Source organism: Kocuria sp. NPDC057446 (assembly GCF_042802875.1).
In the GTDB taxonomy this organism is placed as follows: Bacteria; Actinomycetota; Actinomycetes; order Actinomycetales; family Micrococcaceae; genus Kocuria.
Window position 1 is genome coordinate 26,232 of sequence record NZ_JBHVDI010000009.1, and the last position, 22,199, is coordinate 48,430.

A 22,199-nucleotide genomic window follows, 5' to 3' on the forward strand; every position below is an offset into this window, starting at 1 on the left:
CCTGCGCCGGGGGCCGGCGCGGGGCGTCCCCAACCTAGTCAGTCCGCCGGGGCCGTGTCACGGCCGCCCGGCGCGACGGCCGCCCGTGCGGCGGCCGGGCGCTCCGCCCCGGGCGCCGGGTCCTGCGCGCTCCGGTCCTGCTCGCTCCGGTCGGGCGCTGTCCGGTCGGACGGCCCCTGGCCGGGCGCGCCCGGCTGCCGCCCGGCCACGTTGGCCGGAGCGAGGGCCAGGACGACCAGCGCGGCGGCGATGACCGCCAGCCCGGTCCAGCCGGCGCCGGTCAGCCGTTCGCCGACGACGACGACGGCCAGGACCGCCGCGACCGCCGGCTCGGTCAGGGTGAGCGTGGTCGCCGTGCTCGGGCGCACCCGCGCGAGCCCGAGGCCGAACAGGAAGTACCCGAGGAACATGGGCACGAGCGCCATGTAGGCGGCCACGGCGAAGGACTGCGCCGAGGCCAGCAGGGGCGCCCCCGTGAGGGCGAGCACCGGGAGCAGCAGCGCCCCGCCGGTGCCGAAGACCGCGCCCATGGAGGCCGCGCGACCCACTCCGTGGCCCATCAGCCGGTGGACCACCCACGAGTACAGCGCGTAGGTCGCCCCGGCCACCAGTCCGAGCCCGATGCCGGCGGCGGTGTCCGCGGCCGAGGCCGCCGGCCCTCCGTCCCGCGACACGCACAGCAGGGTGCTGCCGAGGACGCCCAGGAACGCGGCGACCATCCACCACCGGCTCAGGGGGCGTCGCTCGAGGATTCGTTCCAGCACGCCCGAGGCCAGCGGTGCGGAGGCCAGGGAGACCACCGTGCCGATCGCGACGCCGCCCAGGTGCATCGAGCTGTAGAACGCCAGCGGATAGACGGCCACGGCTCCGGCCCCGAGTCCCACCAGCCCGGCGTGCGCGCCCAGCGACCGCCGCGAGCGGCGCAGCGCGGGCAGGGCGATCGCCGCCTGGAGCAGCCCGCCCACCCCCAGGGCGGCGGCCCCGATCGCCAGCGGCCCGGCGCCGGGCGCGAAGGTCGCCGCGGTGCCGGTGGTGCCCCACAGGACCGCGGTGACCAGGATCGCCGCGACGCCGAGGCCGGTGTGGGGTCCGGTGCGGCTCACGGCACGGCCGGCGCGTCGGCGGCCCCCGCGCGGGCGGGGCCGGCACGGCGGAGCCGTGCCGGGTGCTGCGGGGGTGCGGTCATGGAGCGCTCCTGTCGGTCGACAGCCCAATCTACCCAGGGCCGCCGGCGGATGGCGCCGCGCCCTGCACGACGGGCCGGACGAGCACGCCGGTCCCCGGCGGCGACCGGCTGGCGGGCGCCGCTGCCGTCCCCGGCGGGGCGCGTGGTAGAAGAAGGGCATGACCACTCCGGCGTGCACGTTCGCTCCTCCCTGCGGCCCGGTGCGCGGCCGTGTCGACGGCGACGTCGTGCGGGCCACCGGGATCCCCTACGCCACGGCCGACCGGTTCGCCGCGCCCGTCCCGGCGGCCGACCGGGAGGAGCCGTACGACGCCACCCGCCCCGCCCCGGCCTGCCCCCAGGCGCACTCGCCCTTTCTCGCCGGGGTCCTGGGCGACACCCTCGCCGGGCTCCCGCAGGACGAGCGCTGCCAGCGGCTGTCGGTGACCCTGCCGGTGGAGCGGGCAGCGGACGAACGGCTGCCGGTCATGGTCTGGATTCACGGCGGCTCCTACGCCACCGGGGCCGGCGACGCGCCGATCATGGACCCCCGTTCCCTGGTCGCCGAGCAGCGCGTCGTGGTCGTGAGCGTCACCTACCGGCTGGGACTGTTCGGCTATCTCGGCACGGGCCCGGACCGCCCCGCCAATCTCGGCCTGCTCGACCAGCTCGAGGCGCTGCGCTGGGTGCGGCGCAACATCGCGGCCTTCGGCGGCGACCCGGACCGGGTCACCGTGTTCGGCCAGTCCGCCGGCGGCGACGCCGTGGCCCACCTGATGGCCGTCCCGGGAGCGGAGCGGCTGTTCCGCCGCGCCATCCTGCAGAGCCCGCCGCTGGGCCTCGCCCGCGGCCGGGCGGCGATGATCGCGGCCATGGCGGCCGCCGCCGGGGCCGTCACCGCCGGGACGCCCGCCGCGGAGGTCGTGGCGCTGCAGGCCGAGGTCGAGGCCGGCGCGGCTTCCTTCGGCCTCCGGGGCCGGATGCCGTTCGGCACCCAGTACGGGCACCACCCCCTGCCCGACGAGGACGCCGTCGAGGCGGCCTGGGACCGGGTGGCCCCGCACATCGACGTGCTCATCGGCCACACCGCCGAGGAGGCCCGGCTCTACCTGCCCACGCTGCCCGTCCTGCACCGGGCCACCCGTGTGCCGCTCGTCGGCCCGGTGCTGCGCCGGGCCGTCGTGGGGCACGTGAGCGCGGCCGTGCACTTCCGGGCCGTCCGCCGCTTCGCGGCCCGGCACGCCCGTGCCGGCGGCACGGCGCACACCTACGTGCTCCGCTGGGGCGCACCGGGCAGTCCGTACGGCTCCGCCCACACGGTGGACCTCCCGCTGCTGTTCGGCGACGAGGACACGTGGGCCGGCACCGGGCTGCTCGCCGGCGCCCCCTGGCAGGACGTCCAGGCCCACGGCCGGCAGCTCCGGCGGCTGTGGGCCGACTTCGCCCGCGGCGAGGCGCTCGCCGACGCCGGGGAGGTCCCCGGCGTCCTGCGCTACCGGTCGGCCGGCGGCGCACGGCCCCTCGACCGTGCCCTCGGCACCGTCCTCGGCACCGTCCTCGGCACCGTCCTCGGCACCGTCCTCGGCCGCGTGGCCGGCCGCGTCCTCGGCCCCGTGCGCCGGGCTCAGGCGGCGGCGGGCACCTCCCGCGCCCCCGTGCGGGCGCTGCGCCGGGCCGCGTCCAGCACCGCGGCGACGGCCACGGCGTCCCAGGGGTCCACCGGGACCTCGCCGTCGCCGAGGAGCCACCGGGCCACGCCCCGGTAGAAGTCGGCGGGCTCGCCGGGGGCGGTGGGCACGGGCTCGGTCCCGGTGCCGTGGACGAGCAGGCCCGTGCTGCCCGCCCCGGGGTCCAGGAGGTCGAAGGGCCCCGGGCTGTCGGGGTGCCCGGGCACGAGGAAGGCGCCGGCCGAGCCCAGCACCCGGGTCCGCGGACCCGGCGCGCCCACGAGGCTCCCGGCCCACAGGTGGCTGATCGTGCCCGCGGCGTGGTCCAGGGCCAGGAAGACGTCGTCCTCGGTGGGCGTGGTCAGGGCGCGCAGCTCGGCCCGCACCGCGGCCACCGGCCCGAACAGCTGGATCGCCGCGTCCACCAGGTGCGGTCCGAGGTCGAGCAGCAGCCCGCCGCCCCGGCCCACCGCGTTCTCCCGCCACCGGTCCTTGGGCACCGGGCGCCACCGCTCCCAGCGGCGCTCGAACCGGTGCACGTCCCCCAGGCGCCCCTCGGCGAGCACGCGGGCCAGGGTCAGCTGCTCGCTGTCCCAGCGCCGGTTGTGGAAGACCGTCAGCGGGGTCCCGGTCGCCTCGGCCCGACGGACCACGGCCGCCGCGCCCTCGTGGTCCATGGCCAGCGGCTTGTCGACCACCACGGGGATCCCGGCCTCGAGACCGGCCAGGGCGTGCTCCACGTGCAGTCCCGTCGGGGAGGCGACGACCAGCACATCGGGCCGCGAGCGCTCCAGCAGGGCGGGCAGGTCCCGGTGCACCTGCACCCCGGGCCAGTCGCCGCCCGCACGGGCGGCCCGCTCCGGGCTGCCGGTGACGACGTCGGTGACCCGGCCGCCGGCCCGCCGCAGCAGGTCCGCGTGGAAGTCCCGCCCGGCCATGCCGTAGCCGACCAGTCCGGCGGTGAGCTCTCGTCCTGCTGCCTGTGCGGTCATGCCGTCACGATAGCCGCTCGGCGTCCCGCCCCACCCTGGCGCTACGCATCGTCGGTGCCCGCGATCTCGTCGTCGACGAAGCGGGGCGCGGCCGCGACGCCGCCGGCGACGACGAGGACCACCGCGGTGGCCATCAGCAGCAGCAGGGGCGCGGTCCAGCTGCCCGTGGCCTCGTGCAGGGCGCCGACGGCGAAGGGGCCGGCCGCCGCGAGCAGGTAGCCCACCGGCTGGGTGAAGCCGGACAGCTGCGCGGTGACCCGGGGGTCCCGGGAACGGGCCGTGAGCAGGGCCAGGGCGGTGGGGAACGCGAAGCCGCCCACCCCCAGCAGCAGGGCCCAGGCCCAGGGGACGGTGGCGGGCGCCAGGAGCAGACCGGAGTAGCCGGCCACCATGCAGGCGCCCAGGCCCACGATCCACCGCCGCAGGTGCGGCGAGCGGGCCACGAGGGCGGGCATCAGCAGTCCGCCCGGGATGCCCATGGCGGCGATGAGGGCGGCCATCAGTCCCGCCTGGGCCTGGGTCAGGCCGCCGTCGCGGTAGATCTGGGCCACCCAGCCGAACTGGACGTAGGCGTGCATCGACTGGATGCCGAAGTAGACGCACAGCGCCACGGCGGTGCGGGAGCGCAGGATCGAGGGGCGGCGGCCGGCGCGCAGGGCCCGGCCGGGGGTCGTGGCGGGCTCCCGCCGGTCCCGGACGGTGACCAGGACCCAGGGCACCACCGCGGTCAGCGCCACGAGCCCCCACAGGCCCAGGGCCGCCCGCCACCCGTCGGGGCCGCTCGCGGCCAGCGGCCCGGCCGCCAGCAGGGGCAGCGTGGCGCCGACGGCCAGGGCGGTCGTGTAGAGGGAGTTCAGTGCCGGTGTGCGCCGGCCCCCGTGCCGCTTGATGAAGGCCGGCACGAGGATGTTGCCGACGGCCATGCCGGCGAAGCCCAGCACGGACAGGGCCAGGAACACCGGCACGGACCCGGTGGCCGGGCGGGCCAGCAGCCCGACGGCGACCAGGACGAGACCGGCGGTGACGGCGCCGCTGATGCCGGTCCTGCGCGAGAGCGCGGCCGCGCACGCCCCCGCCGCGGCGAACGTGAGCCCGGGCAGGGCGGTGAGCACCCCAGCCATCGTGGGGCTCAGCCCCAGACCCTGCTGCACCTCGGCGAGGACGGGACCCACGGAGGTCGCCCCGGGACGGAGGTTGACCGCCACGAGCAGCACCGCGAGCACGACCAGCCACCCCGGCACGCGGGGCGGGACGGCGGAACGGTCAGGGGGCGGGGTGGAGGGGCGCACCGGCCCGTTCTATCACGGTGTGCGGCGGCACCCGGACGCGGGCCGGACGGAACGGTCCGCTCAGCCCTCGCAGTCGGTGCAGTACCGCGTCTCGCCGGACTGGCGGGCCAGCTGGGAGCGGTGCCGGACCAGGAAGCAGGAGGCGCAGGTGAACTCGTCGACCTGCTCCGGGATGACGGCCACGGTGAGCTCTTCGTGGGAGAGGTCGGCGCCGGGCAGGTCGATGCCCTCGGCGGTGTCGAAGTCCTCGGCGTCGATGACCGCGGTCTGGGTGGTGGCGCTGCGCTGGACCTGGATCGCCTCCAGGGACTCGTTGGCCGGCTCGTCCTCGGGCCGGGTGCGCGGGGCGTCGTAATCGGTGGCCATGATGTGGTGCGTCCTCCTGGAACGGGGTGGTGCTGTGCAGAGGGTGCCCTGCACGGAAGGACCAGAGTGTACCCCTACGACATGGGCAACTGTCGAGTCCCCGCCCGCCCCGGTGGAGTGCGGCGTCTCGAGCGTGATCCTCGTCGCACCGCGCCCGGGCCCGGACCGGCCCCCGGCGGTGCCCGGAGGGCTCAGGAGACGGTCAGCCAGACGGTGTGGTCGGGCGGCAGCTGTCCGCCCGGGACCGGGGCGCTGGCCAGGAGCACCTCGGCGTCCTCGGGCAGCGGGACGCTCGCGTCGGAGAGGTTCACCAGGCACCGGAAGTCAGCCCCTCGTTCGAAGGCCAGGCACCCGGCCGGCGCCCCGGCCCAGGCGAAGCCGGCGGTGCCGAGCCCGGGGTGGGCGCGGCGGATCCGCAGGGCTGCCCGGTACAGCTCGAGGGTCGAGCCCTCCACCCCGTCCTGGGCCTCGACCGACAGCTCCCCGAAGCTCTCCGGCTGGGGGAGCCAGGCGCCGCCGTCGCCGAAGCCGAGGGAGGTGCCGGTGCGGGTCCAGGGCAGGGGGACGCGGGCGCCGTCGCGGCCCTTGAGCGTGTGGCCGGTGCGTTCCCACACGGGGTCCTGCAGGGCCTCGCGGGGGAGGTCGGGGACCTCGGGCAGGCCGAGCTCCTCGCCCTGGTAGAGATAGGGGGAGCCGGGCAGGGCCAGCATCATCAGGGTGGCGGCCCGTGCCCGGTCCAGGCCCCGCTGGGGGTCGAGCACCGGGTGGCGGCCGTCGGCCAGCAGCCATTCGTCGAGGTCCGCGTCGTGCGGCAGCGCCAGGCGCGAGGCGTGGCGGGGGACGTCGTGGTTGGACAGCACCCAGGTGAGGCCGCCGCCGGCGCCGGTGTGACCGGCCATGGCCTGGTCGATCACGGCCCGGAAGCGCTCGGCGCCCCACGGGGACTTCAGCAGGGAGAAGTCGAAGACCTGCCCCAGCTCGGTGGGGCGGGCGTAGAGATAGGTCCGCTCGTTGACCGGGTGCCACGTCTCGGCGACCGCCATCCGCGGCGGGTCGTACTCGTCGAAGACCTGCCGCCACTCCTGGTAGATCGTGTGCACCTCCTCCCGGTCGTAGAGGGGGTCGGTGCCGTCCATCGGGAGCATGCGGTCCAGCGTGGGCTGGTCGCGCAGGGGGTGGGAGAGGTCCTTCGCCAGGGAGTGGGCCACGTCGATGCGGAAGCCGTCCACGCCGCGGTCGGCCCAGAAGCGCAGAGTGTCCTTGAAGTACTGGCGCACCTCGGGGTGGTCCCAGTTCAGGTCCGGCTGCTCCTTGGCGAACAGGTGGCAGTACCACTGGCCGTCCGCCAGTCGCTCCCAGGCGGGCCCGCCGAAGTGCGAGACCCAGTTCGCCGGCGGGCACGCCCCGTCGTCGCCGGTGCCGTCCCGGAAGATGTAGCGGTCCCGGGCCGGGGAGCCCTTCGGGGAGACGAGGGCCTCCTGGAACCAGGGGTGCTGGTCGGAGGTGTGGTTGGGGACGATGTCGACGATGATCCGCACCCCGAGTCCGTGGGCGGCGGCCACGACCCGGTCGAAGTCGTCCAGGGTGCCCAGCCGGGGGTCCACGTCGCGGTAGTCGCTGATGTCGTAGCCGCCGTCGGCCAGCGGGGAGGGGTAGAAGGGGCTGAGCCAGACCGCGTCGACCCCCAGGTCGGCGAGGTACGGCAGCCGGGAGAGCAGCCCGCCCAGGTCGCCGACGCCGTCGCCGTCGGAGTCGGCGAAGGACCGGGGGTAGACCTGGTAGACGACCGCGGTGCGCCACCAGTCCGGATCGACGGCGACAGCGGGGGAGAAGGGGGAAGAGGACACGGGGACTCCGTCCGAGGAAGAGAAGCGAGGGAAGGGCGCACAGGCCGGGGCAGCGTGGGCGGTCACCGGCGGCCCGACGAAGGGACCGCCGGTGACGACCGGGTGGGGCCGGTCAACCCTTGACGGAGCCGGCGAGCATGGCCTTGACGATGTGGCGCTGGAAGAAGAGGAACACCAGGATCATCGGGGCCATGATCAGCAGGGACCCGGCGTTGAGCAGGACCACGTCGGTGGAGTACTGGCCGACGAAGTTCTGCAGGGCGCCGGCCATGGTGCGCTTGCCGGGGTCGTCCATGAGCACGATGGCCAGCAGGAACTGGTTCCACGTGGAGATGAACATCAACAGCCCCAGGGACGCGATCGCGGGCAGGGCCAGGGGCAGGTGGATGGCCCGGAAGGACTGCCAGGCGTTGGCCCCGTCCATGCTCGAGGCCTCGGAGAGCTCGGCGGGTGCGTTGAGGAAGTGGGCGCGCATCCAGAACACGGCGAACGGCAGGTTCAGCGCGATCAGCGGCAGGATCAGCCCCAGCCGGGTGTTGAGCAGGCCCATCTCGCGGATCTGGTAGTACAGCGGGACGATCGTGACCTCGAAGGGCAGAGTCAGGCCCAGCAGCAGCAGCACGAAGAGCACCGGCCCGCCGGGGATGCGCAGCCGGCCCAGGGCGTAGCCGGCCATGGTGGCCAGCAGCACCCCGAGGGGCACCACGCCGAGCACGAGCAGGAAGCTGGAACCGGCCAGGGTGGTGATGTCGGCGACGTTCCAGGCGTCGACGAAGTTGTGCCACTGCGGATCGGCCGGCCAGCTCAGCCCCCGGGGCACGGACCCCTGGGGCTGCAGGGCGGTGGAGAACATGCTCAGCAGCGGGAAGATCGAGAAGGCCATCGCCAGCAGCAGCAGGGCCACCCCGGGGATCTGGGTGCTCTTGGAGGTACGCATGCTCACTTCTCCCGGAACAGTCGTTGGAGGGGCAGGATGACGGCCAGCACGAGGGCGCTGAGGACCAGGGCGAGGGCGGAGGCCAGGCCGATGCGGGACTCGGTGAAACCGAGCTGGTACACCTGCACGCCGGGCACCATGGTGGCGTAGCCGGGCCCGCCCTGGGTGGCCATGAAGACGATGTCGAAGCTGGCCAGAGCGGCGATGATGGTGATGGTCACGCACACCCCGATCTCCTGGCGCAGCCCGGGCAGGGTGATCGCCCGGAAGGTCTGGAAGAACCCGGCGCCGTCCAGCTTGGCGGCCTCGTAGAGCGACGCGTCGATCTTGCCGATGCCGGACATGAGCAGGATCGTGCAGAACCCGAGGTTGATCCAGGTCCCGATCAGACCCACCGCCGGCAGCGCCCAGGTGAAGTCCCCGAACCAGGCGCGGGTCACGGACTCCAGGCCGATGGCGGACAACAGCTGGTTGACCGCCCCGGTGGTGGCGTACATCCAGCTCCAGGCGATCGCGGCCGCGGCGGCCGGAATGACGTAGGGGATGAACAGCAGGGTCTGGGCGAGCCTGCCCAGGCCCTTGCTGCGCAGCTCCCGGATCAGCCCGGCCACCAGCAGCGCCACCGTGACGGGAAGGACGGTGAAGAAGATGATCAGGAAGAACGCGTGCCAGATCGAGGACAGCAGCTGCGGATCGGTGAAGACCCGCACGTAGTTCTCCAGGCCCACGAACGTGGCCACGGTGATGCCGTCCCAGTCGTAGAAGGAGTACTGGACAGAGGCGGCCAGCGGGCGCAGCACGAAGAGCGCGTACATGAGTGCCGCCGGTGCGGCGAACAGCCAGCCGCCCCAGTTCCGCCTCTGCCGCCGACGCCGCGGGCGGGTCGCCCGCTCGGCACGGTCCTGCCGCGCGGTCTCCTCCGCCGGAGCGGGGGTGGGCAGGACCAGGCCCTGCAGGGGACCGGTGGAACCGTCGAGGGAGCTCATCGCCCCAGCTCGCTCTCGTACTGGCGCTGGACCGCGGCCAGCAGGCCCTCCGGATCCGTCGCCCCGTCGACCAGGCGCTGGACCTCGGAGTTCCAGGTCGTGGTCAGCCCGTTGGTGGCGTTCTGCACGAACTGCACCTGCCCGTCGGCCTCCACCAGCTGCGCGAAGGCCGCCTGGATCTGGGCGTTGACCGAGCCCTCCTCCGTGGCCGGGATCTCCCCTTCCCCGGAGGGGGCGAACCCGGCGTCGGCGACGACCTGGCGGGCCTCCTCGGACCGCAGGAAGTCCAGGAACGCGGCGGCGGCATCCTTGTCGTCGGAACCGGCCGGGATGGCGAAGTTCGAGGCCGGGTCCGACATCGTCGCCTGCTCGCTGCCTTCAGGGGCCGGCGACAGGAAGAACCCGACGTTCTCACCCATCTGCTCGTCCAGGGCGGCGGCGTCCCAGTTGCCGGAGAAGTAGAACAGGGCCTCACCGTTGGCGAAGCGTCCCAGAGCCCCGGTGGCGTCGGTGCCGTTGGTGTCTTCGGGGAAGTACCCGGCCTCGGCCCAGTCCTGGATCGTGGTCACGGCCTGGGCGGCTTCGGGAGTGTCGATGGTGGCTTCCGGGGCGTGGAAGACCCACTCGTTGACGGACTCCGCCCCGAGGGCGTTGTTGAGCATCATCTGGGTGGTGAACACGACCTGACCGGTCTGGTTTCCGGCCATGATCGGTGTCGTGCCGGCCTCCTCGGCCTGGGCCAGCAGGTCCTCCAGCTCCTCCATGGTCCGCGGTGGGGTGGTCATGCCCAGCTGCTCGGCCAGGTCCTTGTTGTAGTAGAAGCCGGTGACGGTGAAGCCGTCGGCCATCGTGTACTGGGAGCCCTCACCGCGGACTCCGTCCTCGTCCACCCGGTACTGGGCCAGCTGGCCCGCCGGCAGCTCGTCCCAGTTGTACGCGTCGGCGTAGGCGTCGAGATCGGTCAGCAGCCCGTCGCCGGCCACGTCGGACAGGGCGATCACCCGGGCGATGTCCGGCGGATCGTCCGAGGCCAGCACACGCGGGGCGTTCTGGGCCTGCACATCATCGGGGTCATAACGACCGGTGACGGTCACGTTCGGGTGCTTCTCCTCGAACGCTGCGATCAGTGCCTCGTCCTTGGCCCTGAGCCCGGCCCCGTCGTAGAGAGTCAGCTCGACGGGCTCCTCGCCCAGATCCGTGGAGACCTCCGTGGGGGCTTCCTCGGACGCCGCGGGCGCCGAGCCGGCACCGGGGGGTGCGCAGGCCGCCAGGGCGAACAGGGCGCAGGCGCCCGCTCCCAGCACGCGCAGCCGGGTGCCGGCCGGACGCTCGGGATCCTGGGTGACATGACGGTCGGTCATGGAACTTCCTCCTCCGGAAGGGTTGCCGCGCCCCACCTTTTCGGAAGCGCTTCCGAATATGATCCACGTCATAGCGCCGATCTGTCAACCTTCTGCTAGTGGACTTCGTCGTGTCACAGCCGGACTCCGGTGGGACGGGGGTGCCACCATGAGGACGACATCTCGAAAACGCTTCCTAAAGATCTACACTAGGGCTATGAGCTCCTCGAAGTCCGTCGGCCTGGCCGATGTCGCCCGTGAGGCCGGCGTCTCGCTGGCCACCGCCTCCCGGGCGCTCAACAGCGCCTACGGCGTCGCCGCCGCCACCCGGGAGCGCGTCGCCGAGGTCGCCCGCCGGATGGAGTACGTCGCCTCCCCAGAGGCCTCGCGGCTGGCCACCGGCGCCACCCGCAGCGTCGCCCTGGTCGTCCCCCATCTGGACCGCTGGTACTTCGGGGAGATGGTCAGCGGTCTCGAGGAGGTCCTGCGGGAGGCCGGTCACGACGTGCTGCTGTACCACGTGGGTGACCCCGGCGGCCGCCACACGTTCTTCGAACACCTGCCCGCCCGCCGGAAGGTGGATGCTGTCGTGGTGGTCGCCGTCCCGGTCACCGACCACGAACGGCGCCGCCTGGAGCTGATGGGCGTCACCATCGTCGCCGCCGGTGGTCAGGACGCCACATACCCCTATGTCTCCATCGACGACGCCGCCGCCGTGCGACAGGCCACCGAGCACCTGCTGCGCCTGGGGCACCGGCGGATCGCCATGATCACCGCCGTCGATCCCGACCGCGCCGACCAGCCGGTCCACCGCGGACGCCCCCGCGGCTTCTACGAGGCCATGGCCCGCGCCGACGTCCCGGTCGACGAGGAGCTGGTCGTCACCACCGCCTGGGGCGGGGTGGAGGCCGCCGAGGCCATGGAGGGGCTGCTCAGCGTCCGGGAGCTCCCCACCGCCGTCCTGGCCCACTCCGACGAGATGGCCCTGGGCGCGATGCGCACCATCCGCCGCGCCGGTCTGCGCGTGCCCGAGGACATCTCCGTCATCGGCATCGACGACCACCCGCTGGCGGAGCTGGTGGACCTCACCACCGTCCGCCAGCCCGTGCGGGACCAGGGGCTGCGCGCCGCGCACCTGCTGCTGGCCCTCCTGCGGGGCGAGGACCCGGACCTGGCGCAGAAGCTGCCCACCCGGGTCGTCGTGCGCAGCACCACCGCCGCCGCCGGCGGCCGCCCAGGGGCCGCGTCGGACAGCGCCCCGGACTAGCTCCGTCTCAGCTGGCGCTCTCCAGGTGCGCGAGGCGCAGCCAGCGGTGCATGAGCCGGCGGAACGCCACGGCGGCGCCGTGGGCGTCCTGCGCGGCCAGCAGCTCCACGGCGTCCGAGAAGTCCTGCGGGCTCTCGTCCGGCTGGAACGGGTCCGCGAGCGAGCCGTAGTGCAGGACCACGAGGGAGTTGGCGGAGAACGCCCCGAGCCACCGGCCCAGGTGCGTGAGGTCCTCGGCGAGGTCCTCCAGGTCCTCCCCGCCGGCGTCCTCCACCACCTGCGCGGCGCGCACGACGCGACGGGTCGCGAGGTCCACCGGCACCGCGCACCGGTGGACGCGGTTGCCGTGGTGGAAGCTCTCGGTGTGGTCCTGGGCGGTGAAGAGCGAGAACCACGCCATGGGCACCGTGAACGCCGACTGGCGGGCGTGGACCGGCACGAAGTGCTCCCGGCTCACGAGCTCGCCCGCGGACCGGACGGCGTCCTCGGGGATGAGCAGGTTGGGCAGGGGCTGGCCGCCCTCCTCCTCGGCGAGCGCCACGAGCCGCAGCGAGCGCCGCAGCCGCTGCGGTGGGTGGTAGACGGGGAAGTCGCCGACCCCCGCCGCGAGCATGTCCCGGCCCCGGGGTGCCGCGGAGAACGGCAGGGTCCACAGCGGCTCCACGGCCGGGGGCAGGGGGTCCTGGCCCGGCTCGGCCAGGCGGGCGAGCTGCTCGGTCAGCTCGTTGACCCCGGCCTCCTCGGGGGGCAGCGCCCGGGGCACCAGCGGCGCGTAGACGGCGTCGAGCTCCTCGGCGGGCACGTACACCCGCAGGGCGAACTGGTGGGGGATCCCGGTGGCCGAGCGGAACGTCCGGCCGACCTGCAGCAGCTGGGCCACGGCCGCTCAGTCGATCTCGACGATCACGGGGGCGTGGTCCGAGGCGCCCTTGCCCTTGCGCTCCTCGCGGTCGATCGACGCGTCGGTGACGCGCCCGGCGAGAGCGGGGGAGTAGAGCTGGAAGTCGATGCGCATGCCCTCCTTCTTCGGGAAGCGCAGCCCCTTGTAGTCCCAGTACGTGTAGACGCCGGGGCCGGGGTGCCGGGGGCGGACCACGTCCTGGTAGCCGGCCTCCTCGAGGAAGGCGCGGAAGGCGGCGCGCTCGGGCGCGCTGACGTGGGTCAGGCCGTTGTCGAGGAAGAACTGCAGGTCCCACACGTCCTCGTCCTGCGGAGCCACGTTCCAGTCGCCCACCAGGGCGACCTGCGCCTGCGGGTCCTCGTCGACCCACCGCCTGGCGTGGTCCTTGAGCACGCGCAGCCACTCCAGCTTGTAGGGCATGTGCGGGTCCTCCAGGCCGCGGCCGTTGGGGACGTAGAGGGACCAGACGCGCACGCCGCCGCACGTGGCGCCGATCGCGCGGGCCTCCTGCACGGGCTCCTCGCCGGGCTTGCCGAAGGCCGGCTGGTCGGGGAAGGTGCGCTCGACGTCCTCGAGGCCCACCCGGGAGGCGATCGCCACGCCGTTCCACTGGCTGAGGCCGAAGTGCGCCACGTCGTAGCCCATGAACTCGAAGAGCTCCCAGGGGAAGTTCTCGTCCTTCGCCTTGGTCTCCTGCATGGCCAGGACGTCCACGTCCGAGCGCTGCAGCCACGCCTCCACGCGGTCGGCGCGGGCGCGGACGGAGTTCACGTTCCAGGTGGCGATCCTCATGGTCCCCACGTTACCGGCTGGCCCGGACGGCCCCGTCACGGGGTCCGCCGCGCCGGGGGACCAGGGGTTTCTCGGCGACCCCTTCCGCCGTGCAATTGCACATGCTAATTTCCTGCTGGCCCGTGCCCCCGGCGGCGCCGCCCCCAGCAGGGAGACCCCCATGAACCTCGCACGGACCGCGCTCGTCGTGTCCACGTCCTTCGCCCTCCTCCTCGGCGGCGTCCCGGCGGCGCTCGCCGCGCCGACCCCGCCGCCGGCCCCGCCCGGGTTCTCGGCCCCGCCCGAGCTGTCGGAGCCGGCGGAGCGCCCCGGCCCCGCCGGCACGCCCGCTCCGAGCCTGCACGGGGGATCCGGCAGCGACGCCGCCCCGGCGCCCGCTCCGGCGGACCCTCCGGCGGCCGAGCGGGTCCCGGCCGCCGGCGACCTGGCCGGGGCGGCGTCGGCCGGTGTCCACCCGACCACGGTCCAGGACGTCACCGAGGCCTTCAAGATCGTCAACGACCACCGCAGCCAGGCGCGGCGGGCCCCGCTGGTCTACAACACCGCGCTGTCCCGCAACGCCCAGCAGTGGGCGGACACCATGGCCGCGGCCCGGAAGGAGTCCCGCAACCCGGACCCCTGGGCGGGTGCCCCCGCCGGCGGGATCCGGATGGACCAGTACTACGGGAAGGGCGTCTTCACCGGCGCCTTCGAGGGCGCCGAGGCGGTCGAGGCGCTCACGCACTACCTGCTGGACTTCTTCCCCCGCAACGGGACCGACCAGTTCGCCCGCGACCTCACCCATCTCGGCATCGGGGTCAGCCACGTGGCCACGTCGGGCCCGCGCGGCCCCGGGTGGGAGACCTACCTGACGATCTACTACTACGCCTACCCGGCGGGGCAGACCGTGCCCGGGACGACCGCGACGCCCGCGCAGGGGTTCGTGCCGCCGGTGACCGCGCCCAGCTACACCGTCCGGGGGGCCATCGGCACCAAGTACCACCGCCTGGGCGGGGCCCCGGCGCTCGGGCAGCCGACCATGAACGAGCGCGGCGGTCTGGTGGACGGCGGCGTCTACCAGCAGTTCCGGACCGGCACCCGCACCACGACCATCTACTGGGCCCCCGGCCACGGGGCGATGGCGGTGAAGAACTACGGCTCCATCGGCGGCCGGTGGGTCGCGGCGGGCCGGGAGCACCACTTCGGCCTGCCCGTCACGGACGAGCACCCGGTCACCGGGGGCGCGTACCAGGTCTTCCGCCGCGACGGGCGCTCGACCATGCTCATGTGGAGCCCCGGCACGGGGACCCGGGCGATCAAGCAGCACGGGGCCATCGGCCGGGCCTGGAAGGCCGCCGGGTCCGAGCGGGGCTGGGGCTTCCCGGTCACCGACGAGTACCGCCACGGCGCCGAGGTCCGCCAGCGCTTCTCGAAGGGCTACACCGTCCACTACGCCGCCGGACGCACCTGGGCCACCCGCTGAGGACTCCCCGACGACGACGGAGCCGCGCCCCCGGACGGGGGGGCGCGGCTCCGTGGTGCTGCCGGTGCTGCCGGTGCTCGGGGCGTCAGTCCCGCCACCAGTCGTCGAGGAGCGTGGCGGGGGTCGTGCGCTTGTGCCGGGTGATGCGCCAGCGGAGCTCGATCTGCTCCGCCACGGCGTCGGCGACCTCGCGGCCCTCGAGGTAGTCGTCGATGTCGTCGTAGGACAGCCCGAGCTCCGCCTCGTCGGTCTGGCCAGGGGTGTCGTCGAGCAGGTCCGCGGTGGGGGCCTTCGACCACAGCCGCTCCTCGGCGCCCAGGGTCTTCGTCAGGAGCCGGTTCTGCCGCTTGTCCAGCCCGAACAGCGGCAGCACGTCCGCGCCGCCGTCGCCGTACTTGGTGAAGAACCCGGTGACGGACTCGGCCCCGTGGTCGGTGCCGATCACGAGCAGGTTCCGCTCCCCGGCGAGCGCGTACTGGGCGATCATCCGCACCCGGGCCTTGATGTTGCCCTTGTTGAAGTCGGAGATCTCCCGGCCGGTGGCCCCCCGGAACTCGCCCTCGAAGCCGTCCACGGCGGGGGCCACGTTGTAGGTCACGGTGCTGGACGGCCGGATGAAGTCCAGGGCCGCCTGGGCGTCGTCCTCGTCGTGCTGGACGTTGTAGGGCAGGCGGACGGCCACGAACTCCGCGTCCGTGCCCTCGGCGCGCAGCCTCTCGACGGCCAGCTGGGCCAGACGGCCGGCCAGCGTGGAGTCGAGGCCCCCGCTGATGCCGAGCACGAAGCCGTTCGTGCCGCTGGCCCGCAGGTAGTCGCAGAGGAAGCCGACGCGCGCCTCGATCTCCTGCTCGGGGTCGATCTCGGGCTTCACGCCCATCTCTTCGATGATTGCTGCCTGCAGTGTCCGCATGCGCCCATGCTAGTGCGGGCCGCTCCCCGGAGGGCAAGGACTCGGCGCGCGGGGCGCGGCGGGGCGGTTGCGTAGGATGCGGGCCAGACCCGGACGCCGCGGACGCCGCGGCCGCCCCCGAGGGCACCGGGCCCCGACCTGACCGAGCGAACCAGGAGCGCAGCATGAGCGAGCAGCACGGGACCGAGCACGGCAGCACCCCCGGGACCACGCCGGGGAACGAGGACGGGTACGAGAACATCCTGGTCGAGACCCGCGGGCGGGTCGGCATCATCACCCTGCACCGGCCGAAGGCGCTCAACGCCCTCGACGCCGCGACCCTGCGCGAGGTCGTCGCGGCCGCGGCGGGGATGGACGCCGATCCCGGGATCGGGGCGATCGTGCTCACGGGCTCGGAGAAGGCCTTCGCCGCGGGCGCCGACATCAAGGAGATGGCCGGGCGCAGCGCCTCCGAGATGTACCTCGCCGACTGGTTCGCGGGCTGGGACGCCTTCACCCGCGTGCGCACGCCCGTGGTCGCGGCGGTCTCGGGCTACGCCCTCGGCGGGGGGTGCGAGCTCGCGATGATGTGCGACCTGCTGATCGCCGCGGACACGGCCCGCTTCGGGCAGCCGGAGATCAACCTCGGGGTGATCCCGGGGATGGGCGGCTCCCAGCGCCTGGCCCGGGCGGTGGGCAAGGCCAAGGCCATGGACATGGTCCTCACCGGCCGGCACGTCGACGCCGCGGAGGCGGAGCGGGCGGGCCTCGTCTCCCGCGTCGTGCCCGCCGCGGACCTGCTGCCGGTGGCCCTGGACGTCGCCGGCACCATCGCGGCGAAGTCCCTCCCCTCGGTCCTCGCGGCCAAGGAGGCGGTGGACACGGCGTTCGAGACCACCCTCGCACAGGGCGTCCACCTCGAGCGCCGGCTCTTCCACGCGCTGTTCGCCACCGAGGACCAGAAGGAGGGCATGGCCGCGTTCGCGGAGAAGCGCGAGCCGCGGTTCACCCACCGCTGAGTCCCCGGACGCGGACCGGCGCCGGGCGGCCGCGGGGACTACCGTGGTGCCATGCCCGAACCGTCGAACGAAGCCTCCGCCTGGCAGGTCCGCGAGTCCGCCCTCGACCCCGTCGCGGGCGGCGCCCTCGAGTCCGTCTTCGCCCTGTCCAACGGGTACGTGGGCGTCCGGGGGACCCTGGACGAGGCGCAGCCCAGCACCTCCCGCGGCACCTTCATGTCCGGGGTCCACGAGTACCACCCGCTGTCCTACCCCGAGGGCGGCTACGGTCACCCCGAGCACGGGCAGGCGGTCGTCGGCGTGGCCGACGGCAGCACCGTGCACCTGCAGGTCGACGGCGTCCCGCTGGACCTGCGGGAGTCGCCGCCGGAGCGGCACGAGCGGGTGCTCGACCTGCGTGCGGGCACCGTCCGCCGGGAGACGGAGTGGACCGTTCCGGGGGGCGCCCGGATGCGGTTGACGTCCACCCGGCTCGTGTCGCTGGTGCACCGCCCGGTGACGGCGGTCGAGTACGTCGTCGAGGCGGTGGACCGCCCCGTGCAGGTGGTGCTCCGGTCCGGTCTCGTGGTCAACGGCACCCCGCCCAAGGTGGAGAACGAGGACCCGCGCGTGGCGGCGGCCCTGGAGAAGCCGTTCCGCCCCGAGCTCCACCACTGCCACGACGCCGGAGGGGTCCTGGTCCACCGCACCGCGCGGAGCCGCATCGGGGTCGCGGCCGCCGTCGAGCACGATGTCGAGCTGCCGGCCGGCGGCGCGGTCAGCACGCAGTGCGACGAGGACCACGTCGTGACCACGGTCGTCGCCGGCGTCGGTGCCGGTGAGACGGTGCGCTTCGTGAAGTACCTGTGCCACTCCTCGGCCGCGGACGACCCCGCCGACGACCTCCGCGGCCAGGTGCTCGCCGCGATGGCCGGGGCGCGGCGGCGCGGCTGGGACGGACTGCTCGCCGACCAGCGCGCCGAGCTGGACGACTACTGGGGCGGCGCCGACGTGGAGATCGACAGCGACCCCGAGCTCCAGCTGGCGGTCCGCTTCGACCTGTTCCAGCTCCTGCAGGCGGCGGCCTGCGTCAGCCGGGCCCCCGTCGGGGCGAAGGGCCTGACCGGCGGCGGGTACAGCGGGCACACCTTCTGGGACGTCGAGGGCTTCGTGCTGCCGGCCCTGTCGCTGCTGCGCCCCCGCGACGCCGCCCGGCTGCTGCGGTGGCGCTCCTCGACCCTGGACCGGGCGCGGGAACGGGCGCGGGTCCTGGACCTGGGCGGCGCGTCCTTCCCGTGGCGCACCATCGACGGGCACGAGACCTCCGCGTACTGGCCGGCCAGCACCGCGGCCATGCACGTCAACGCCGACATCGCACGGGCCTTCCGCTGGTGGGCCGACGCGACCGGCGAGGGCCTCACCGCGGTGGGCGGGGTCGACGTCCTCGTGGAGACGGCGCGGGTGTGGGCGGCCATGGCGCACGAGGACGACGAAGGACGCGTCCACTACCGCGGGATGACCGGCCCGGACGAGTACACCGGCGTGGTGGACGACAACGTGTTCACCAATCTCATGGCCCGGCGCAACCTCCGGGCGGGCGCCGACGCCTGCGAGGAGCACCCCGAGCACGTGGGGCGGCTCTCCGTCACGGCGGACGAGCTCCAGCGGTGGCGGGCCCTGGCGGATGCGATCCACGTCCCCTACGACGCCGAGCGCGGGGTGCACCCCGCCAACGAGGGGTTCACGACCTACCGGGAGTGGGACTTCGAGGCCAAGCGCGACGGCTACCCCGTGGAGGAGCACTTCCACTACGCGAAGATCTACCGCCGCCAGGTCGTCAAGCAGGCGGACCTGGTCCTCGCCCTGTGGTGGTGCGCCGAGGACTTCACGGCCGAGCAGACCGCCCGGGACCTGGACTACTACGAGCGGCGCACCGTGCGCGACTCGTCCCTCTCGGCCTGCGTCCAGGCCGTGGTCTGCGCCCAGGTGGGCCACCTGGACCTGGCCCTCGAGTACCTGCGCGAGGCCGCCCTCGTGGACCTGCGGGACATCCAGCAGGACGCCGAGCAGGGCCTGCACCTGGCCTCCGCCGCCGGGTCGTGGCTGGCCGTGGTCTGCGGGTTCGGGGGCCTCGACACGGCCGGGGGCGAGCTGCGCCTGCATCCCCGGCTCCCCGAGCGCCTGCACCGGATCGCGTTCCGGCTCCGCTGGCGCGGCCGCCGGCTCGGCGTGGAGGTCACCCGCTCGGGCACGGCAGTGCGGCTCCTGGACGGGGCCGCCGGCGAGGTGGCGCTGCGGATCGACGGCGAGCCCCGGACCGTCACGGCCGAGCGCCCCGCCACCGCCCCGCTGCACACGCCCCGTCCGGCCACCGCCGCGCCGCAGCAGCCCCCGGGCCGGGCCCCGCGCGCGCCCCGCACCCCGTGACGGCGTCCGCACCCCTCGAGGTGCTCACCCGCGTCTGGGGCTACGACGCCTTCCGCGGGCAGCAGACCGAGATCGTCGAGGCGGTCGTCCGCGGCGACGACGCCCTCGTGCTCATGCCCACCGGCGGCGGCAAGAGCCTGTGCTACCAGGTCCCCGCCCTCGTCCGCGAGGGCACCGGCGTGGTGATCAGCCCGCTCATCGCGCTCATGCACGACCAGGTGGACGCCCTCGAGCAGGTCGGGGTGCGCGCCGCGTACCTCAACTCCACCCAGACGGCCGAGGAGCGCCGCGACGTCGAGCGCCGGCTCCTGGCCGGCGAGCTCGACCTGCTCTACCTCGCCCCCGAGCGCCTGCCGGTGGCGGCCGATCTGCTCGACCGCGCCCGGATCGCGCTCTTCGCCGTCGACGAGGCGCACTGCGTGGCCCAGTGGGGCCACGACTTCCGCCCCGACTACCTCGGGCTGACGCTCCTGCACGAGCGCTGGCCCGGGGTCCCGCGCATCGCCCTCACCGCCACCGCGACCGCGGAGACGCGCGAGGAGATCGTCCGCAACCTCCGCCTGGACGACGCCCGCGTCTTCGTCTCCAGCTTCGACCGGCCCAACATCCAGTACCGGGTCGGGCCCAAAAAGGACGCCCGCCGGCAGCTGCTGCAGCTCGTCCGGGACGAGCACGACGGCGAGGCCGGCATCGTCTACTGCCTGTCCCGCGCCTCGGTCGAGCGCACGGCCGAGTGGCTGGCCGGCCAGGGCGTCACCGCGCTGCCGTACCACGCCGGCCTGCCCGCCGGGCTGCGCTCGCAGCACCAGACCCGCTTCCTGCGCGAGGACGGCGTCATCATGGTCGCGACCATCGCCTTCGGCATGGGCATCGACAAGCCCGACGTGCGCTTCGTCGCCCACCTGGACCTGCCCAAGAGCGTCGAGGGCTACTACCAGGAGACCGGCCGCGCCGGGCGCGACGGGCTGCCGTCGACGGCGTGGCTGGCCTACGGGCTGCAGGACGTCGTCCAGCAGCGGCGGATGATCGAGGACGGAGAGGGGGACCGGCAGCGCAAGCGCGCGCAGACCCTCCACCTCGACGCGATGCTCGCGCTGTGCGAGACGGTGCAGTGCCGCCGCCAGCAGCTGCTGCGCTACTTCGGCGAGGCGAGCGAGCCGTGCGGCAACTGCGACACCTGCCTGGATCCGCCCGAGGCCTTCGACGGCACGGTGCCGGCGCAGAAGCTCATGTCCACGATCGTGCGGCTGCAGCGGGAGCGGGGCCAGCAGTTCGGCGCCGGGCACCTGGTGGACATCCTGCTCGGCCGGGAGACCGAGCGGGTGGTGCGGATGCGCCACACCGAGCTGACCACGTTCGGCATCGGCACCGAGCTGAGCGACCAGGAGTGGCGGGGGGTGGTGCGCCAGCTGCTCGCCCAGGGCCTGCTCCGGGTGCAGGGCGAGTACGGCGTCCTGGCGCTCACCGAGGCGGCCGGGGAGGTGCTGCGCGGGCGGCAGGAGGTGCGCCTGCGCCGCGAGCCCGAACGGTCGAGGCCCACCCGCACGGCGCGCTCCGCCGCCGCGCGACCGGTCCTCGACCAGCCCCAGCAGGAGCTCTTCGAGCGGCTGCGGGCCTGGCGCTCCGCCGTGGCGAAGGAGCAGGGCGTGCCCGCCTACGTGGTCTTCAACGACGCGACCCTCGCCGCGATCGCCCAGGCCCGGCCGGGCTCGCTGGACGAGCTGCGGGGCATCTCCGGTGTCGGCGACGCCAAGCTCCAGCGCTACGGGGAGGCCGTCCGTCAGGTCGTCGCCGACGCCTGAGCGTCCGCATCTGCGGACGGAACATCCGGTGAGAGTGCGCAGGTGCGGATAGCATGGCGCCATGACCGAGCTCAGGATCGCCGACGCCGCCCGGTTCCTCGGCGTCAGCGACGACACCGTCCGGCGCTGGATCGACCAGGGCACGCTGGGCAGCGCCCGCGGCGCGAGCGGCCAGACCGTGGTGGACGGGCTGGAGCTGGCCCGCCTGCTCAAGGAGCGCTCCGTCCGGCCGGAGGACCCCGCGCGCGTCGCCAGCTCGGCGCGCAACCGGTTCGTGGGGCTGGTCACCGAGGTCGTCTCGGACACCGTGATGTCCCAGGTGGAGCTGCAGTGCGGCCCGCACCGCGTGGTCTCGCTCATGAGCACCGAGGCCGTCCGGGACCTGGGCCTGGAGCCCGGCCGCGTGGCCACGGCCGTCGTCAAGTCGACCAGCGTGGTCGTCGAGATCCCCGGGGCGTGAGGCGGTGGTGCGCGCCAGGACCTCCGTCGTCGTCCTCCTCGCCGCCCTCGGGGTCGGCGCCACCGGGTGCGGGGACGGCGGCGGCGCCCCCGGGACCGTCCTCGACGTCCACGCCGCCGCCTCCCTGCGGGACGCCTTCACCGAGCTCGCCGGGCAGTTCGAGGCGCAGCACCCGGAGGTCGAGGTGTCGCTGAGCTTCGCCGGCTCCTCCACCCTGGTCCAGCAGCTCGCCGAGGGCGCGCCCGGCGACGTCCTGGCCACCGCGGACGAGCGCAGCATGGCCGGGGCCGTGGCCGCCGGCCTCGTCGCCGGGGAGCCGGAGGTCTTCGCGAGCAACGTCCTGACCGTGGTGGTGCCCGCCGGCAACCCGGCCGGCGTCCGGTCCTTCCGGGACCTGGCGGAGCCGGGCGTGCAGGTCGTGGTGTGCGCCCCGCAGGTCCCCTGCGGGGCCGCCGCCGAGCAGGTCGAGGAGGCCTCGGGCGTGCGGCTGAGCCCGGTGAGCGAGGAGGGCGCCGTGACCGACGTGCTGGGGAAGGTGACCTCGGGCCAGGCGGACGCCGGCCTCGTCTACGCCACGGACGCGCGCGCGGCCGGGGACGCGGTCGAGGACCT

General features: G+C 74.4%; 18 protein-coding genes and 1 pseudogene. 8 read left to right on the forward strand and 11 right to left on the reverse strand.

All coding sequences use genetic code 11. From position 1 onward, the window contains the following. Window positions 1–38: 38 nt before the first annotated feature. Window positions 39–1,103 (reverse strand): DMT family transporter, encoded by a 1,065-nt coding sequence (locus ACFU0Y_RS02440; RefSeq protein ID WP_380212854.1) that lies wholly within the window; start codon window positions 1,101–1,103, stop codon window positions 39–41. Window positions 1,104–1,344: 241 nt separating this feature from the next. On the opposite strand from ACFU0Y_RS02440, the pseudogene ACFU0Y_RS02445 reads away from it, so the two are divergent. Next, window positions 1,345–2,262, forward strand: a pseudogene (locus ACFU0Y_RS02445) (carboxylesterase family protein); the annotation flags it as partial. 527 nt (window positions 2,263–2,789) lie between these two features. On the opposite strand, the gene ACFU0Y_RS02450 reads toward ACFU0Y_RS02445, so the two are convergent. From ACFU0Y_RS02450 to ACFU0Y_RS02480, 7 genes are all read right to left on the reverse strand, one after another. Beyond that, on the reverse strand, window positions 2,790–3,824 hold the full coding sequence (locus ACFU0Y_RS02450; protein ID WP_380212855.1) for a Gfo/Idh/MocA family protein: 1,035 nt from the start codon (window positions 3,822–3,824) through the stop codon (window positions 2,790–2,792). Window positions 3,825–3,865: 41 nt separating this feature from the next. Continuing rightward, on the reverse strand, window positions 3,866–5,113 hold the full coding sequence (locus ACFU0Y_RS02455) for an MFS transporter (RefSeq protein ID WP_380212856.1): 1,248 nt from the start codon (window positions 5,111–5,113) through the stop codon (window positions 3,866–3,868). 60 nt (window positions 5,114–5,173) lie between these two features. Beyond that, entirely contained in the window at window positions 5,174–5,479 is a 306-nt protein-coding gene (locus ACFU0Y_RS02460) for a DUF4193 domain-containing protein (RefSeq protein ID WP_035925540.1), read from the reverse strand. 191 nt (window positions 5,480–5,670) lie between these two features. After that, complete coding sequence (locus tag ACFU0Y_RS02465) at window positions 5,671–7,326, reverse strand: glycoside hydrolase family 13 protein (RefSeq protein ID WP_380212857.1); 1,656 nt, start codon at window positions 7,324–7,326, stop codon at window positions 5,671–5,673. Between the two features lie 112 nt (window positions 7,327–7,438). Continuing rightward, complete coding sequence (locus ACFU0Y_RS02470) at window positions 7,439–8,263, reverse strand: carbohydrate ABC transporter permease (RefSeq protein ID WP_380212858.1); 825 nt, start codon at window positions 8,261–8,263, stop codon at window positions 7,439–7,441. A 2-nt stretch (window positions 8,264–8,265) separates the two neighbouring features. Further along, window positions 8,266–9,249 (reverse strand): carbohydrate ABC transporter permease, encoded by a 984-nt coding sequence (locus ACFU0Y_RS02475; protein WP_380212859.1) that lies wholly within the window; start codon window positions 9,247–9,249, stop codon window positions 8,266–8,268. Continuing rightward, window positions 9,246–10,610 (reverse strand): ABC transporter substrate-binding protein, encoded by a 1,365-nt coding sequence (locus ACFU0Y_RS02480; protein ID WP_380212860.1) that lies wholly within the window; start codon window positions 10,608–10,610, stop codon window positions 9,246–9,248. Before ACFU0Y_RS02480 ends, ACFU0Y_RS02475 begins: the two co-directional genes overlap by 4 nt. A 196-nt stretch (window positions 10,611–10,806) precedes the next feature. On the opposite strand from ACFU0Y_RS02480, the gene ACFU0Y_RS02485 reads away from it, so the two are divergent. Continuing rightward, complete coding sequence (locus ACFU0Y_RS02485; RefSeq protein ID WP_380212861.1) at window positions 10,807–11,856, forward strand: LacI family DNA-binding transcriptional regulator; 1,050 nt, start codon at window positions 10,807–10,809, stop codon at window positions 11,854–11,856. A 7-nt stretch (window positions 11,857–11,863) separates the two neighbouring features. Here ACFU0Y_RS02485 and ACFU0Y_RS02490 read toward each other — a convergent pair whose 3' ends face one another. Together ACFU0Y_RS02490 and ACFU0Y_RS02495 are read right to left on the reverse strand one after the other, a co-directional pair. Beyond that, on the reverse strand, window positions 11,864–12,736 hold the full coding sequence (locus tag ACFU0Y_RS02490) for a hypothetical protein (RefSeq protein ID WP_380212862.1): 873 nt from the start codon (window positions 12,734–12,736) through the stop codon (window positions 11,864–11,866). A 6-nt stretch (window positions 12,737–12,742) separates the two neighbouring features. Then, entirely contained in the window at window positions 12,743–13,549 is an 807-nt protein-coding gene (locus tag ACFU0Y_RS02495; RefSeq protein WP_380212863.1) for an exodeoxyribonuclease III, read from the reverse strand. 160 nt (window positions 13,550–13,709) lie between these two features. On the opposite strand from ACFU0Y_RS02495, the gene ACFU0Y_RS02500 reads away from it, so the two are divergent. After that, the gene (locus ACFU0Y_RS02500) at window positions 13,710–15,011 is read left to right on the forward strand and encodes a CAP domain-containing protein (protein ID WP_380212864.1); all 1,302 of its coding nucleotides are present in this window, start codon (window positions 13,710–13,712) and stop codon (window positions 15,009–15,011) included. 85 nt (window positions 15,012–15,096) lie between these two features. Here ACFU0Y_RS02500 and nadE read toward each other — a convergent pair whose 3' ends face one another. Next, window positions 15,097–15,921, reverse strand: a complete 825-nt coding sequence (gene nadE, locus ACFU0Y_RS02505; RefSeq protein WP_380212865.1) for an ammonia-dependent NAD(+) synthetase — start codon at window positions 15,919–15,921, stop codon at window positions 15,097–15,099. Window positions 15,922–16,085: 164 nt separating this feature from the next. Between nadE and ACFU0Y_RS02510 the strand changes: the two genes are divergently transcribed. The 5 genes from ACFU0Y_RS02510 to modA all read left to right on the forward strand — a co-directional run. Further along, complete coding sequence (locus ACFU0Y_RS02510) at window positions 16,086–16,919, forward strand: enoyl-CoA hydratase (RefSeq protein WP_380212866.1); 834 nt, start codon at window positions 16,086–16,088, stop codon at window positions 16,917–16,919. A 51-nt stretch (window positions 16,920–16,970) separates the two neighbouring features. After that, on the forward strand, window positions 16,971–19,325 hold the full coding sequence (locus ACFU0Y_RS02515) for a glycoside hydrolase family 65 protein (RefSeq protein WP_380212867.1): 2,355 nt from the start codon (window positions 16,971–16,973) through the stop codon (window positions 19,323–19,325). Next, window positions 19,322–21,127: a DNA helicase RecQ gene (recQ, locus tag ACFU0Y_RS02520; protein ID WP_380212868.1), complete on the forward strand. Its 1,806-nt coding sequence runs from the start codon at window positions 19,322–19,324 to the stop codon at window positions 21,125–21,127. Before ACFU0Y_RS02515 ends, recQ begins: the two co-directional genes overlap by 4 nt. Window positions 21,128–21,188: 61 nt before the next feature. After that, window positions 21,189–21,587, forward strand: a complete 399-nt coding sequence (locus ACFU0Y_RS02525) for a molybdopterin-binding protein (protein WP_380212869.1) — start codon at window positions 21,189–21,191, stop codon at window positions 21,585–21,587. Window positions 21,588–21,594: 7 nt separating this feature from the next. Continuing rightward, on the forward strand, window positions 21,595–22,199 hold a 605-nt coding region (gene modA, locus ACFU0Y_RS02530), incomplete at its 3' end, for a molybdate ABC transporter substrate-binding protein (protein WP_380212870.1).

Excerpts from the sequence above, each read along its gene's own strand:
- ACFU0Y_RS02450 (WP_380212855.1), bottom strand. The coding sequence starts at position 3,824 with ATGACCGCACAGGCAGCAGGACGAGAGCTCACCGCCGGACTGGTCGGC.
- ACFU0Y_RS02460 (WP_035925540.1), bottom strand. The coding sequence starts at position 5,479 with ATGGCCACCGATTACGACGCCCCGCGCACCCGGCCCGAGGACGAGCCG.
- ACFU0Y_RS02470 (WP_380212858.1), bottom strand. The coding sequence starts at position 8,263 with ATGCGTACCTCCAAGAGCACCCAGATCCCCGGGGTGGCCCTGCTGCTG.
- ACFU0Y_RS02475 (WP_380212859.1), bottom strand. The coding sequence starts at position 9,249 with ATGAGCTCCCTCGACGGTTCCACCGGTCCCCTGCAGGGCCTGGTCCTG.
- ACFU0Y_RS02480 (WP_380212860.1), bottom strand. The coding sequence starts at position 10,610 with ATGACCGACCGTCATGTCACCCAGGATCCCGAGCGTCCGGCCGGCACC.
- ACFU0Y_RS02485 (WP_380212861.1), top strand. The coding sequence starts at position 10,807 with ATGAGCTCCTCGAAGTCCGTCGGCCTGGCCGATGTCGCCCGTGAGGCC.
- ACFU0Y_RS02495 (WP_380212863.1), bottom strand. The coding sequence starts at position 13,549 with ATGAGGATCGCCACCTGGAACGTGAACTCCGTCCGCGCCCGCGCCGAC.
- ACFU0Y_RS02500 (WP_380212864.1), top strand. The coding sequence starts at position 13,710 with ATGAACCTCGCACGGACCGCGCTCGTCGTGTCCACGTCCTTCGCCCTC.
- nadE (WP_380212865.1), bottom strand. The coding sequence starts at position 15,921 with ATGCGGACACTGCAGGCAGCAATCATCGAAGAGATGGGCGTGAAGCCC.
- ACFU0Y_RS02510 (WP_380212866.1), top strand. The coding sequence starts at position 16,086 with ATGAGCGAGCAGCACGGGACCGAGCACGGCAGCACCCCCGGGACCACG.
- ACFU0Y_RS02515 (WP_380212867.1), top strand. The coding sequence starts at position 16,971 with ATGCCCGAACCGTCGAACGAAGCCTCCGCCTGGCAGGTCCGCGAGTCC.
- ACFU0Y_RS02525 (WP_380212869.1), top strand. The coding sequence starts at position 21,189 with ATGACCGAGCTCAGGATCGCCGACGCCGCCCGGTTCCTCGGCGTCAGC.